This is a genomic window from Streptomyces sp. NPDC049577, assembly GCF_040675635.1.
Classification (GTDB): Bacteria; Actinomycetota; Actinomycetes; order Streptomycetales; family Streptomycetaceae; genus Streptomyces.
The window spans coordinates 1-12,684 of the sequence record NZ_JBFAPH010000037.1; the positions used below are offsets into that span (position 1 = coordinate 1).

The following is a 12,684-nucleotide window of genomic DNA, read 5'->3' on the forward strand; positions in this document are numbered from 1 at the left end:
GGCGACCCGGCCCCGGTGGTCCGTCAACTGCGGGACGGGCTCCCCGGGGCCGGCGGACCGGCGGACGGCCACCGTGCCGCTGTGCGGCCGGCCGTCGGGCCCGGACCAGCGGGCGAGGACGCGGCGGTAGCCCTCGCGCACGGCCGTGTACTCCGCGGACTCGTGCTCGGTCCCGGCCGGTTCGGCGGGCAGCACGCGCAGGGTCGTGGCGACGACCGGATGCCGGTGGCGCTGCTGCTCGCGGACGGTCTGGCGCAGCGCGCGGTCGGCGAGCGAGCCCGTGACCCACCCGGCCGCGGTGCCCCCCAGCACCATCAGCACGACGGCGACCAGCCCGGCCCAGGCCTGGAGGACATCGCTCCGGCGGCGCAGCGGATTCCGCCGCCGGAGCCGTCCGAACGTCTTCACACGCACGGTGCTCACCCCCTTACGCGTCCGTAGATACCTCACACAGGACGTCGCATGCGGAGGAAGTCGGCGGAGAGAGCAAAATCACCCCGCCTGGAGGGCGGCGCGGGCGGCTTGTTGACGAGGGGTCGGCTGCTGACGGCCCGTCGGGCTCAGTCCAGGACCTCGACGGCGTCCCCGACGCGCAGCACGCCGGTGTGCTCGGGTATGAGGTTCTGGCCGAACACCAGGCTGTTGCCCATGCGGTGGTGCTTGGCGAGCGTGCGCAGCGGCTCCTTGCCGCGCTCGGCCGTGTGCTGGTCGGTGGTGGTGACGATGCAGCGTCCGCAGGGCTTGACCACCCGGAAGGTCACCTCGCCGATGCGCACCCGGCGCCAGTCGTCCTCGGCCCAGGGCTCGGTGTGGTCGACGACCACGTTCGGCCGGAAGCGGTTCATGGGCAGCGGCCCCTCCTCGGGGCTCTCGCCCAGGGCGATGAGGGAGTTGAGCGAGCGCAGCGAGGCCGTCGTGGTGAGCAGCAGCGGGAATCCGTCTGCGAAGCTCACGGTCTCGCCCGGCAGCGCGTACCCGGGGTCGATCGGCCGCCGGGACGACGGGTCGTCCATGTGGAGCAGCTGCGCCTCGGTGCCCAGGAAGGCGCTCACCCAGGCGTCGGCCTCGGCACCCGCCGGAACGGCCTCGACCTTGTCCCGGAACACCTCCACCGTGACCAGCCCGTCCCGCTCGGCGGGTACCGCGACGTCGAGCGGCCCGGCCCCCGGTGCGGCGAGCCGGACCCCGCCGCCGGGCAGCGGCCGCGCCGAGGCAAGGGCCAGGCGCGGCTGCTGCCGCTGGGTGATGAACCGGCCGTCCGGTCCGGCGATGATCCACCTACGGTCCCCGGCGAGCCCCCACGGCTCCACGACCGCCTCGCCGGGCGCACACCCCGCCATCGACTTGACCGGATAGAAATGAACCGCATTCAGTACAGAGTTGGGCATGCGGTCATCTTGCCAGTCGGCTCGGACGGCTGAGCGTGCCGGCCGGATCATCCGGATCCGGCCGGTGAACCGTCAGTAGCCCCCCTGGTCCGGGTACGGGCGGCTGTACGGGTCGTCGTACTGCGCCGGGGCGGCGGGGCGGGGCGCCACCGGGCGCATCGCCTCGTACCCGCCGGCGGCCGGGCGCTGCTGCTGGTACTGCTGCGGGCCCGGGTAACCGCGCGGTGCGGCGGCCTGCTGCGGGATGTAGGGCGCCGCCGCCTGCTGGAGCCCCACCGGCTGACCGGCCGGGGCCTGCTGGCCGTACTGCGCCGGGGCCTGCTGCGCGGCGTACGCCGCCTGCACCGGCTGCGGCGCCTGCGCGGCGGAGGGCGCCGACGGCAGGGCGGGCAGCGCCGGCAGGTTGCCGCCGCCGAAGTCGTACGGGGACGACACACGGATCGGCGCGATCTGCGGGGTGCCCCGCTCGGCGACGAGGCTGTCGTAGATGGGGGTGTCCGGGAACGACGACGAGGCGTAGTAGCCGCCGCCGTAGGCGCTGCGGGGGGAGGTCATAGCCCATAAGTTAAGCCCATGGTGTGCCGGTTGGGGAGACGGGTATGGGGGTTGATTCACGAGCTCGGAGCCGCCGTGGATGACCAATCAGCGTGAACCCGGGAAAATCGGTCGCCAAGGTGCGTAGGGATCGTGTAAGGACGGCCCGGTGCGGAGGGGTGGGCGAGGGAAATGCTCAAGGGCACGAATGTCCGGATTCCGGCGACGCTCGTACGGGTCGACATCGGCTGGCGCACCGGTCCGGGCGTACCGGGCACCGACGCCTGCGCCCTGCTGCTGACGGCCGGCGGGGTGCGCTCCGGCGCGGACGTCGTCTCCGCCCGCCGGCCCGTGCACGTCTCCGGCGCGGTACGGCACGACGGCAGGCGTGCCTCCGGTGACGCGGTGACCGAGACCCTCCACATCGACCTCGCCGCCGCCCCGTCCGCCGTGGAGGGCGTGGTCCTGGCGGCCACCACCGACGGCGGCGCCTTCGCCCGGGTGCCGGGGCTGTACGTCCGGATCGCCGACGCCGCCACCGGTGCCGAACTCGCCCGCTTCGACAGCCGCGACGCCACCGTCGAGACCGCCCTCGTCCTCGGGGAGCTCTACCGGCGGCACGGGGAGTGGAAGTTCCGTGCCGTCGGCCAGGGATACGCCGACGGCGCGGCCGGGCTGGCCGCCGACCACGGCCTCGCGGACCGCACCGCGATCGGCCCCGCCGCGACCGTCCCCGGCCCACCGCAGGCAGCACCGCAGACCGCACCGCGGCCCGTGCCGCCGCCCGCGACCGTGCCCCCGCGACCGGTGAAGGTCACGCTCACCAAGGAGACCCCCACCGTCTCCCTCGCCAAACAGGGCGGCACCTCGGGCGTCCTGCACGTCAACCTCAACTGGCACGTCCGCAGCGAGCCGCAGGGCTGGGGGCGGCGGCTCGGCGCGGCCCTCCAGCCCGCGCTGGACCTCGACCTCGGCGCCCTCTTCGAGCTGACCGACGGCACCAAGGGCGCGGTCCAGGCGCTCGGCAACGCCTTCGGCTCCCTGCACGGCCCGCCCTGGATCCACCTCGACGGCGACGACCGCACCGGCGCCGTCGAGACCGGCGAGAACCTCACCGTCAACCTCGACCACAGTGCCGACTTCCGGCGCATCCTCGTCTTCGTCACCATCTACGAGGGCGCCCGCAGCTTCGCCGGCCTCCACGCCACCGTCACCCTGCGACCGGGACGCGGCGCCCCGGTCGACTTCTCCCTCGACGAGTGCACCGTCCCCTCCAACGTGTGCGCCCTCGCCCTGATCACCCATCAGAACGGCGAGCTCGTCGTCCGGCGCGAGGCCCGCTACCTCGTCCCCGACCGGGGCGTCAGCCCCCAGCGCACCCTCGACCGCGCCTACGGCTGGGGGCTGACCTGGGCCCCCGGCCGCAAATGACGCAGCCGGCCGGGCACGGCCGTCAGGGGGTGGTCTCCGGGCGGGCGTACGTACGGCCCTTCCAGGCCGCGCCCCGGCCCCGGTAGTGCTGCACCGCCGAGTCCACCGTCATCAGCAGGTACAGCAGCGCCGTGAGCGGCAGCAGGGGCGCCAGCCAGAGGGGCTGGCGGTAGTAGCGCAGCATCGGCAGATACGTGCCCGTCATCACGGCCCACGCCGCCGCGCCCACGACGAGCGTTCCGGTCGCGCCGGCGGGCGCGCCCGCCACCACCGCCACCGGCGGGGCCAGATAGATCACGCCGAGCCCCGCGACCGTGCCGGCCAGCAGCAGCGGGTTGTGCCGCAGCTGCGCGTAGGCGCTGCGCGAGACCATGCGCCACAGCTCGCCGAGCCCGGGGTACGGGCGCACGCTGTCCACCCGCTCCGCCAGACCCAGCCAGATCCGGCCCCCGCTGCGCTGCACCGCCCGTGACAGGGTCACGTCGTCGATCACCGCGTGCCGGATGCTGTCCGGGACCCCGGCCCGCTCCGCCGCCTCCCGCCGCAGCAGCACGCACCCCCCGGCGGCCGCCGCCGTCCGCGCGCCCGGACGGTTGACCCAGCGGAAGGGGTACAACTGCGCGAAGAAGTAGACGAAGGCCGGGATGACGAGCCGCTCCCAGAACGTGGCCACCCGCAGCCGCGCCATCTGCGACACCAGGTCCAGCCCGGCCGAGCGCGCCGCCGCGACCAGCTCCCGCAGGCTGTCCGGCTCGTGCGCGATGTCGGCGTCGGTGAGCAGCAGGTACTCGGCGTCCGTACGGGCCCGGGCCAGTGCCATGCCGTGCCGCACCGCCCACAGCTTGCCGGTCCAGCCGGGCCCGGGCTCGCCGGGGGAGTCGACGGTCAGCGGCAGCCCGCCGCGCTCGGCCGCCAGGGCGCGCGCCACCTCGCCGGTGCCGTCCGTGCTGCCGTCGTCGACGAGGAAGATCTCCGCCCGGCCGGGGTAGTCCTGCGCGAGCAGCGAGGGCAGGCTCGCCGGCAGCACGGCCGCCTCGTCCCGGGCCGGCACCACGATCGCCACCGACGGCCACTCGGCCGGCGCGGCGCGCTCCGGCAGCCGCACGTCCGTACGCCAGAAGAAGCCCTGCCCCAGCAGCAGCCACACCCACGCGGCCAGGGAACCCACGGTGATCCAAAACAGCGCGCTCATCCGACGCAGTCTGCCGCACCGGGCACTCCCACGGGCGAGATGCGGCCAACACGCGCGGACCTCGTCAGGAAGCGGATCGATTAAAGTGACCGGGTGAAGATCGCGCTCATGGATTCCGGCAACGGCCTGCTGGCGGCGGCGGCCGCGGTGCACCGCATGCGGCCCGACGCCGATCTCGTCCTCTCCTCCGCCCCCGACACGATGCCCTGGGGCCCCCGCACCCCCGAGGACGTCACGGAACGCGCGCTGGCCTGCGCCCGCGCCGCCGCCGCGCAGGGCCCCGACGCGCTGATCGTGGCCTGCAACACGGCCTCGGTGCACGCGCTGGAGGCCATACGCGCCGAGCTGGAGCCCGGCATCCCGGTCATCGGGACCGTGCCCGCCGTCAAGCCGGCCGCCGCGGCCGGCGGCCCGATCGCCATCTGGGCCACCCCCGCCACCACCGGCAGCCCCTACCAGCACGCGCTGATCCGGGAATTCGCCACCGGCGTCGAGGTGACCGAGGTGCCCTGCCCGGGCCTGGCCGACGCCGTGCAGTGGGCCGACCTCGACGCGGTCGACGCCGCCGTCGCGGTCGCGGCCGCGCGCACCCCGCGTGACATCAAGGCCGTCGTCCTCGGCTGCACCCACTACGAGCTCGTCGCCGAGCGTATCCGCGCCGCCGTCCAGCCCCCCGCGGCCCCGCCCGTCGCGCTGTACGGCTCCGCCGACGCCGTCGCCGCCCAGGCGCTGCGCCGCATCGGCGCCGCCCCCGCCCCCGACGCCGAGCCGACGGGCACCCTCACGGTGCTGCTCGGCGGCCGTGAGAGCCGGCTGGAGCCGTCCTCGCTGACCTACCCGGAGGGCCGCTCGCTCCTGGCCACCAGCCCGGTCCGCTCCTGACGCCCCGGGCGCGCCCCTCTTCCGTGTTCTTCGGCGCACCACCGCTGCCGTGACGACGGAACGTGAGTAGGCTGCCCGTATGAGGGACCACTCCCACGGCGCACGGGGGCACGACGGCTCGCAGGGCTCCCGCGGCACGGCCGACGCAGCGGGCGGGCCGGCGGTCTGGACGGGGCGCGCGACCAATCGCGTGCAGTGGCTGCTGGCCGGGGCGGGCTTCGCGTGCCTGGCCCTCGGCATCGACCTGGCCGTGGACAACGCCTGGGCCTCCGCCATCACCCCCCTGGTCATGGCGGTGGTCGGCTGCCTCGCGGCCGGGCTGCTGATGCTCTACGGCACCCTCGCCTTCGTGCACGTCGCCGTGCGGGTCGACAAGGAGTGCCTGGAGGTCCGCTGCGGCCACATCGGTGTGCCGCGCACCCGCATCCCGCTCACCCATGTGGTCGATGCCGACGTCGATCCCCGCGTCACCCCCCGCCAGTGGGGCGGCTGGGGCTACCGCTGGCGGCCGGAGCAGGGCACGGCCGTGGTGGTGCGGCGCGGCGAGGGCATCGTCGTGCGGCTGGGCGACGGCCGCTCCTTCACCGTCACCGTCGACGACGCGGAAGCCGCCGTCCGGGTGATCCGCGACCGGCTGCGCCGGCTCGGCGGACGCCCGGCCTCCGCCTGACGGGGCGGTCCGGTCGGGGAGCCGCTCCCGGCCCGTTAGGCTCGCTCCCGTGCCGACCCCCGACTTCATCCGAGAACTCCGCGCCACCGCGGGCCATCAGCTGCTGTGGATGCCGGGGGTGAGCGTCGTCGTCTTCGACGACGACGGCCGGGTCCTGCTCGGCCGTCGTGCGGACAACGGCCGGTGGTCGATCATCGGCGGCATCCCCGAGCCCGGTGAGCAGCCGGCCGCGGCCGTGGTCCGTGAGGTCCACGAGGAGACGGCCGTCCACTGCGTGCCCGAGCGGGTCCTCCTCGTCGAGGCCCTGGAGCGCGTCACCTACCCCAACGGCGACGTCTGCCAGTTCATGGACATCTGCTTCGTCGCCCGTGCCGTGGGCGGCGAGGCCCGGGTCAACGACGACGAGTCCCTCGAGGTCGGCTGGTTCGAGGTGGACGCGCTGCCGTCGATGGAGAGCTTCGCGGTGAACCGCATCAAGCAGGCCACGGCGGGCGGCCCGACCTGGTTCGAGGGCATCGGGGAACGCTGACGCGGGCGGGCCGTGTGGCCCGCCCGCATGCCCGCATGCCCGGCCGGGGCCGGGGATCAGGCGTCGGCGCGGAAGCCGCGCAGCCGGAGGCTGTTGCCGACGACGAAGACGGAGGAGAAGGCCATGGCGGCCCCGGCGATCATGGGGTTGAGCAGGCCGGAGGCGGCCAGCGGCAGGGCCGCCACGTTGTAGGCGAAGGCCCAGAACAGGTTCGAGCGGATCGTGCCCAGCGTCCGGCGGGAGAGCCGGATGGCGTCGGCTGCGGCCCGCAGGTCGCCGCGGACGAGGGTGAGGTCCCCGGCCTCGATGGCGGCGTCGGTGCCGGTGCCCATGGCGAGCCCGAGGTCGGCCTGGGCGAGCGCGGCGGCGTCGTTGACGCCGTCGCCGACCATGGCCACCGAACGGCCCTCGGCCTGGAGCCGCTTGACCACGTCGACCTTGTCCTGCGGCATGACCTCGGCGATCACCTCGTCGATGCCGACCTCGGCCGCGACGGACCCGGCGACGGCCTTGTTGTCGCCGGTGAGCAGGATGGGCGTGAGCCCCAGGGCACGCAGCCGGCGGACGGCCTCGGCGCTGGTGTCCTTGACGGCGTCGGCGACCTCCAGCACGGCCCGGGCCCGGCCGTCCCAGGCCACGGTGATGGCCGTGCGCCCGGCGTCCTCGGCGGCGGACTTGGCCGACGCCAGCCCCTCGGGCAGCGGGATCGCCCAGTCGGCCAGCAGCTTCTCCCGGCCCACGAGGACGGCGTGCCCGTCGACGACTCCCTGGACGCCGAGACCGGGGACGTTGGCGAAGTCCTCGGGGGCGGGCAGGGTTCCGGCACGCTCGGCGGCCCCGGCGGCGACGGCCTGGGCGATGGGGTGCTCGGAGGCGTGCTCCAGGGCGCCCGCCAGGCGCAGCACCTCGCGTTCGTCCTCGCCGTCGGCGGTGTGCACCCGCAGCAGGGTCATCCGGCCGGTGGTGACGGTGCCGGTCTTGTCCAGGACGATGGTGTCGACCTTGCGGGTGGTCTCCAGGACCTCGGGGCCCTTGATGAGGATGCCGAGCTGGGCACCGCGGCCGGTGCCGACCATCAGGGCGGTGGGGGTGGCGAGTCCCAGGGCGCACGGGCAGGCGATGATCAGTACGGCGACGGCGGCGGTGAACGCGGCGGTCAGGCCGGCGCCGGTGCCGAGCCAGAAGCCCAGGGTGCCCAGGGCCAGGGCGATGACGACCGGGACGAAGACGGCGGAGATCCGGTCGGCCAGGCGCTGGGCGGCGGCCTTGCCGTTCTGCGCGTCCTCGACCAGCTTCGCCATCCGCGCCAGCTGTGTGTCCGCGCCGACGCGCGTCGCCTCGACCACGAGGCGGCCGCCGGCGTTGATGGTCGCTCCGGTGACCGCGTCGCCGGTGCCGACCTCGACCGGGACCGACTCGCCGGTCAGCATCGAGGCGTCCACGGCGGAGCTGCCCTCGACGACGGTGCCGTCGGTGGCGATCTTCTCGCCGGGGCGGACGACGAAGCGGTCGCCCACGGCCAGTTCCTCGGTGCGGATCCGCTCCTCGCGACCGTCGCGCAGCACGGTCACCTCCTTGGCGCCGAGCTCCAGCAGCGCCCGGAGCGCGGCCCCGGCCTTGCGCTTGGAGCGGGCCTCGAAGTAGCGCCCGGCCAGGATGAAGGCGGTGACGCCGGCGGCGGCCTCCAGATAGATGTTGCCTGCACCGTCGCTGCGGGCGAGGGTCAGCTCGAAGGCGTGCGTCATGCCGGGCATACCGGCCGTGCCGAAGAACAGTGCCCACAGTGACCAGAGGAACGCGGCGCTCGTGCCGAGCGATATCAGCGTGTCCATCGTCGCCGCGCCGTGCCGCGCGTTCGTCCACGCCGCCCGGTGGAAGGGCCACGCGGCGTACGTGACGACCGGCGCGGTCAGCGTGAGCGAGAGCCACTGCCAGTACTCGAACTGCAGGGCGGGCGCCATCGACATGGCGATGACCGGTACGGCCAGCACCACGGCGGTGATCAGCCGCTGCCGCAGCGGCATCAGCTCGTCGGCCGGCCCCTCCGCACCCTCCTCGGACGTACCCGCAGTGCCGGCGGGCGCGGGCGGTGCGGCGGTGTAGCCGGTGGCCTCGACGGTGGCGATCAGGTCGGCCACGGCTATGCCCCCGCGATAGCTGACCTTGGCCTTCTCGGTGGCGTAGTTGACCGTGGCCGCCACGCCGTCCATGCGGTTGAGCTTCTTCTCGATGCGGGCGGCGCACGAGGCGCAGGTCATCCCGCCGATGGCGAGTTCGACTTCGGCGACTTCGGGGACCGTGGTGGTCATCACTGCTCCTCGGGCTGTGGGTGGAGGGCGCCGGGGCCCGGCGGTCGGCGCGGGGCCCCGGCGGTGGGTACCGCTGCCGGGCCTCAGACCCGGCTGGTGAGCTCGTGGCCGGCGTCGTCGGCGACCTTGGCCGCGGACAGCGCGTCGTCGGGCTCGCCGGCCGTGGTCACGGCTACCCCGTGGACGGTGGTGCGGCCGTCGGCGAGGGGGACGGACGGGACGGTTGTGCCGCCGGAGCAGGCGCCGTCGGGAGAACAGCAGGACGACATGGGGTTCCCTCCCTGGTTGTTCGAATCGTTCGAACCGGGCGGTCCATACCCGGTGGGGGTATCGGCCGCTGAGTTATGTATACCCCTGCCCCGTATCCCGCGCAAGCGTGCGAGTGCCCCTGACGTCATACCCACCAGGGGTATTCAGCCCTCCCGTGTACGGGCCGTCGGCGGGGTGCGGCCTCCCGCGAAGGGATCGCGCCCTTCGGCGCCGCGTACGGGGTGGGGCATGCCGTCGACCCCGCGCCGCGGACGGCACGACCCGGCCGGGCCCGGACGTCGCCTGTACGGCCACCGCCTCCAGCGCCGGCGCCTACCGTCTCTTTCTCGACTTCCGGCTCGGGGGTACGGTGCGCACTGCCGCCTTCACCCTGGAGGCAGAGGCGCCCGCACAGGGCGCTCCGGAGCCCGTCGGACGGTCACCGGCACTGACCGGGGTCCGGCGGCAGCACGACCGCCGTCAGCCGCACGGGCGCCAGAGCGCCGATCTCGGCCAGGCCGTCCTCGTACGTCCCCGGGGCCGCGTCGGCGAGGGCCCGTAGCGGCAGGGTGCACACCAGGCCGCCCTGGTCGGTGGCCACCGTGTTGATGTGCGGGTTGGCCAGGATCACGAGCGTCCGGCCGTCGTCCTCCATGCGGTGGGCGACCCGCTTGGCGACCGCGCCGTGCGGATGGCGGTGGACGGGCCGGCCCTCGAAGACGAAGCCGGTGGGCGCGGTGAAGCGCTGGACGATCCGGCCGGGGGCGACCGGCTGGCAGGCCGGGGCGATGCAGGCGATGTCGACGACGGCCGTCCCGCCGGGGGTGGCCTGGGGAACGTTCTCCTGGAGGACGGTCAAGGCGCGTTCGTCCGCGAGGGGGAGGGGCGCGGTGATCACCACGGACAGAGCCCGGGACGTCTGCCAGGGCCCCGGACCGCGGACGGTGAGCGTCGCCTCGTAGCGGCCGGGCGGCACGCCGTCGGCGGCCCTGATCCGGAAGACCCCGTCGAGGGCGCCACCGGGCTCTTCGCTGCCGGCCGGGAACGTACGGCAGACCGGCCCGGGCGCGGCGTCCCCGGCCGTCACCAGGCCGTCGGGGAGGGCGAGTTCGACGGTGACCGCGTCGCCGGTCCTGCTGCGGATGCGGGCGCCCAGGTCGAACTCCCGGTCCCGGGGCACGGTCGCCGGTGCCACCGGCTCGATCGAGACCGGTTCCGGCGCCGGGACCACGGAGGCGTGGACGGGGGCGGAGATCCGGCGGACCCGGTGGCTGTCGGACTCCGCCACGACGAGCCCGCCGTCCGGGGTGACGGTCAGCGCCCGGGGGAAGTACAGCTCCGCGCCGAGCGCCGGGCCGCCGTCCTCGTCGTGCTCGGGGGCGGGGCCGCCCGCGAGTGTCGTGAACCGGCCGTCGTCCGGGGCCACGACGATGATCCGCTGGTTGAGGGAGTCCGCGATGTAGAGGCGGCCGGCCGCGTCGAGGTCGACGCCGCGCGGCTGGTCCAGCCGGACCTCGTGGGCGAGCCCGTCGTCGCCGTCGTATCCGGGCCGTCCGGTGCCGGCGATGGTGCAGACGATCCCGTTCGGCGAGACCTTGCGGATGCGGTGGTTCCAGCAGTCGGCGATGTAGAGGGCGCCCCGGGCGTCGACCGCGACGTCGATGGGGTGGCTCAGGGCACTGGTGGTGGCGCTGACGCCGTCGGCGCCGCGGCCGGGCTCGCCCGTGCCCGCGACGGTGGTGATGATGCCGTTCGGCGCGATGCGCCGGACCCGGTGGCCGCCCCACTCCGCCACGTACAGGTTCCCCGCGCGGTCGAGCGCGAGCCCGCGCGGCTCGGTGAAGCGGGCCAGCAGGGCGGGGCCGCCGTCGCCGTCGTGGCCCGGCCGCCCCGTCCCGGCGACCGTGCTGATGACGCCGTCGGGGGTGACCCGCCGGATGCGGTGGTTCCAGTAGTCGGCGATGTAGAGGCGGCCCGCCTCGTCGAGCACCAGTCCGCCGGGCTCGTCGAGCAGGGCCTCCACCGCCGGCCCGCCGTCGCCCCCGAAGCCGCGAGTGCCCGTGCCGGCGACCGTGGTGATGGTGCCGTCCGGGGCGATGCGCCGGACCCGGTGTCCCTTCCACTCCGCGACGTAGACGTTGCCGGCCCGGTCGTAGGCCACGGCGCGCGGCCGGTCGAGCGCCGCGAGCGTCGCCGGCCCGCTGTCACCGCCGGAGGAGGGTTCGCCGGTGCCCGCGAGGGTCGTGACGACCCGGCCCGCGGCGGCGTGGCCCCCCGCGCCCCGGCCCACGGCCGTTCCCGGAAACTCGAAGGACGTCATGACCGACTCCCTCCCTCGGGCGCGGACCACCCGTGCGGACCACCAGTGCGGCGCAGGCGCGTTGAGCCCCTCGCCCAGTTACCGACAGTCCGTCGGCGGTCGCAACACGGCTTCCGGCCAGGTGTCCGCGCCCGCCCGCGATGTGGCGCGTTCACGCCCCCCGCCACGGCTGACGCCCTGTCACCATGACGGTCGGCCGGCGACCGACGACGACGAGGAGCGGCCATGACGGCATCCGGCAGGCAGGACCCAGCGGCACGGCACCCCTGGCAGTGGGAGGAGGCCGAGTGGCGCGGACACGTCGAAAAGGTACGCGCGGGACGCTCCTTGAAGCCCGCCGTCTGGCCGCAGGGGGCCAGGGTCGCCGTCGCCCTCTCCTTCGACACCGACCATGAGACCATCCCGCTGCGCGACGGGCTCACGCATCCGGGCAAGCTGTCGCAGGGCGAGTACGGCGCCCGGGCGGGGGCGCCGCGCGTGCTGGACCTGCTGGAGAGGCGTTCGCTGCCCGCGACGTTCTTCATGCCCGCCGTCGCGGCCCTGATGCGCCCTCAGGAGGCGCGCGGCTACACCGATCGCGGCCACGAGGTGGGCATCCACGGCTGGATCCACGAGCGCAACATGGAGCTGCCGCCCGAGGACGAGCGGGAGCTGGCCTTGCGGTGCGCCGACACCCTGGAGCGGCTCAGCGGGCAGCGCCCGGTCGGCATCCGCACCCCATCCTGGGACTTCAGCGACCACACGCTGGACATCATCCGCGAACTCGGGCTGCTCTACGACTCGTCGCTGATGGCCGACGACGACCCGTACGAGATCCTCGCCCACGGCGAGCCCACGGGTGTGGTGGAACTGCCCCCGGAATGGATCCGCGACGACGACATCTACTTCGAAATGGACCGCTATTCCCCGCTGCGGCCGCACGGAATGCCGCGTCAGGTGGTCGGCGGCATCTGGCGCGATGAATTCGATCTGGCCCACCGGGAGGGCGGGCTGTTCCAGCTGACGATGCACCCGCACGTGATCGGGCACCGCTCGCGCATCGTCGTCCTGGAGGAGCTGCTGGAGCACATCGCCGGGCACGAGGGCGTCTGGTACGCCACGCACGCGGAAATCGCCGCGTATGTGAAAGACCGGTCGGGGGCCGCCAGTTCGTGAGCACGACAGTTCCAGCGCTCGAAGG

At 74.6% G+C, this 12,684-nt stretch carries 11 protein-coding genes and 1 pseudogene; 5 read left to right on the forward strand and 7 right to left on the reverse strand.

What is annotated here, in order from left to right; all coding sequences use genetic code 11:
* From AB0K09_RS07355 to AB0K09_RS07365, 3 genes and pseudogenes are all read right to left on the reverse strand, one after another.
* Window positions 1-414, reverse strand: a pseudogene (locus AB0K09_RS07355) (hypothetical protein); the annotation flags it as partial.
* A 146-nt stretch (window positions 415-560) separates the two neighbouring features.
* Window positions 561-1,388 carry an MOSC N-terminal beta barrel domain-containing protein gene (locus tag AB0K09_RS07360; RefSeq protein WP_366064321.1) on the reverse strand — a complete coding sequence of 276 codons (828 nt, stop codon included), beginning with the start codon at window positions 1,386-1,388 and terminating at the stop codon, window positions 561-563.
* A gap of 72 nt (window positions 1,389-1,460) precedes the next feature.
* Window positions 1,461-1,943 carry a DUF6643 family protein gene (locus AB0K09_RS07365; RefSeq protein WP_366064322.1) on the reverse strand — a complete coding sequence of 161 codons (483 nt, stop codon included), beginning with the start codon at window positions 1,941-1,943 and terminating at the stop codon, window positions 1,461-1,463.
* Between the two features lie 171 nt (window positions 1,944-2,114).
* Between AB0K09_RS07365 and AB0K09_RS07370 the strand changes: the two genes are divergently transcribed.
* The gene (locus AB0K09_RS07370; RefSeq protein ID WP_366064323.1) at window positions 2,115-3,353 is read left to right on the forward strand and encodes a TerD family protein; all 1,239 of its coding nucleotides are present in this window, start codon (window positions 2,115-2,117) and stop codon (window positions 3,351-3,353) included.
* A 22-nt stretch (window positions 3,354-3,375) separates the two neighbouring features.
* Here the strand turns inward: AB0K09_RS07370 and AB0K09_RS07375 are convergent, their stop codons facing one another.
* Window positions 3,376-4,545, reverse strand: coding sequence for a glycosyltransferase (locus tag AB0K09_RS07375; RefSeq protein WP_366064324.1), 1,170 nt, complete (start codon window positions 4,543-4,545; stop codon window positions 3,376-3,378).
* Between the two features lie 93 nt (window positions 4,546-4,638).
* Between AB0K09_RS07375 and AB0K09_RS07380 the strand changes: the two genes are divergently transcribed.
* The 3 genes from AB0K09_RS07380 (at window position 4,639) to AB0K09_RS07390 (ending at window position 6,626) form a co-directional block, all read left to right on the forward strand.
* Window positions 4,639-5,427, forward strand: a complete 789-nt coding sequence (locus tag AB0K09_RS07380) for an aspartate/glutamate racemase family protein (RefSeq protein ID WP_366064325.1) — start codon at window positions 4,639-4,641, stop codon at window positions 5,425-5,427.
* 79 nt (window positions 5,428-5,506) lie between these two features.
* On the forward strand, window positions 5,507-6,097 hold the full coding sequence (locus AB0K09_RS07385; RefSeq protein WP_366064326.1) for a hypothetical protein: 591 nt from the start codon (window positions 5,507-5,509) through the stop codon (window positions 6,095-6,097).
* Window positions 6,098-6,146: 49 nt separating this feature from the next.
* A complete protein-coding gene (locus AB0K09_RS07390) occupies window positions 6,147-6,626 on the forward strand; it encodes an NUDIX domain-containing protein (RefSeq protein ID WP_366064327.1) in 480 nt (159 codons plus the stop codon).
* A gap of 56 nt (window positions 6,627-6,682) precedes the next feature.
* On the opposite strand, the gene AB0K09_RS07395 is transcribed toward AB0K09_RS07390, so the two are convergent.
* From AB0K09_RS07395 to AB0K09_RS07405, 3 genes are all read right to left on the reverse strand, one after another.
* Window positions 6,683-8,935 (reverse strand): heavy metal translocating P-type ATPase, encoded by a 2,253-nt coding sequence (locus tag AB0K09_RS07395; protein WP_366064328.1) that lies wholly within the window; start codon window positions 8,933-8,935, stop codon window positions 6,683-6,685.
* An 83-nt stretch (window positions 8,936-9,018) separates the two neighbouring features.
* On the reverse strand, window positions 9,019-9,204 hold the full coding sequence (locus AB0K09_RS07400; RefSeq protein ID WP_366064329.1) for a hypothetical protein: 186 nt from the start codon (window positions 9,202-9,204) through the stop codon (window positions 9,019-9,021).
* Between the two features lie 419 nt (window positions 9,205-9,623).
* Window positions 9,624-11,504 carry an NHL repeat-containing protein gene (locus AB0K09_RS07405; protein ID WP_366064330.1) on the reverse strand — a complete coding sequence of 627 codons (1,881 nt, stop codon included), beginning with the start codon at window positions 11,502-11,504 and terminating at the stop codon, window positions 9,624-9,626.
* Window positions 11,505-11,729: 225 nt separating this feature from the next.
* On the opposite strand from AB0K09_RS07405, the gene AB0K09_RS07410 reads away from it, so the two are divergent.
* Window positions 11,730-12,659, forward strand: a complete 930-nt coding sequence (locus AB0K09_RS07410; protein ID WP_366064331.1) for a polysaccharide deacetylase — start codon at window positions 11,730-11,732, stop codon at window positions 12,657-12,659.
* Window positions 12,660-12,684 lie beyond the last annotated feature (25 nt).

Bases quoted from the DNA above. Each gene is read 5' to 3' on its own strand.
- AB0K09_RS07360 (WP_366064321.1), bottom strand. From the start codon at position 1,388: ATGCCCAACTCTGTACTGAATGCGGTTCATTTCTATCCGGTCAAGTCG.
- AB0K09_RS07365 (WP_366064322.1), bottom strand. From the start codon at position 1,943: ATGACCTCCCCCCGCAGCGCCTACGGCGGCGGCTACTACGCCTCGTCG.
- AB0K09_RS07370 (WP_366064323.1), top strand. From the start codon at position 2,115: ATGCTCAAGGGCACGAATGTCCGGATTCCGGCGACGCTCGTACGGGTC.
- AB0K09_RS07375 (WP_366064324.1), bottom strand. From the start codon at position 4,545: ATGAGCGCGCTGTTTTGGATCACCGTGGGTTCCCTGGCCGCGTGGGTG.
- AB0K09_RS07385 (WP_366064326.1), top strand. From the start codon at position 5,507: ATGAGGGACCACTCCCACGGCGCACGGGGGCACGACGGCTCGCAGGGC.
- AB0K09_RS07395 (WP_366064328.1), bottom strand. From the start codon at position 8,935: ATGACCACCACGGTCCCCGAAGTCGCCGAAGTCGAACTCGCCATCGGC.
- AB0K09_RS07400 (WP_366064329.1), bottom strand. From the start codon at position 9,204: ATGTCGTCCTGCTGTTCTCCCGACGGCGCCTGCTCCGGCGGCACAACC.
- AB0K09_RS07405 (WP_366064330.1), bottom strand. From the start codon at position 11,504: ATGACGTCCTTCGAGTTTCCGGGAACGGCCGTGGGCCGGGGCGCGGGG.
- AB0K09_RS07410 (WP_366064331.1), top strand. From the start codon at position 11,730: ATGACGGCATCCGGCAGGCAGGACCCAGCGGCACGGCACCCCTGGCAG.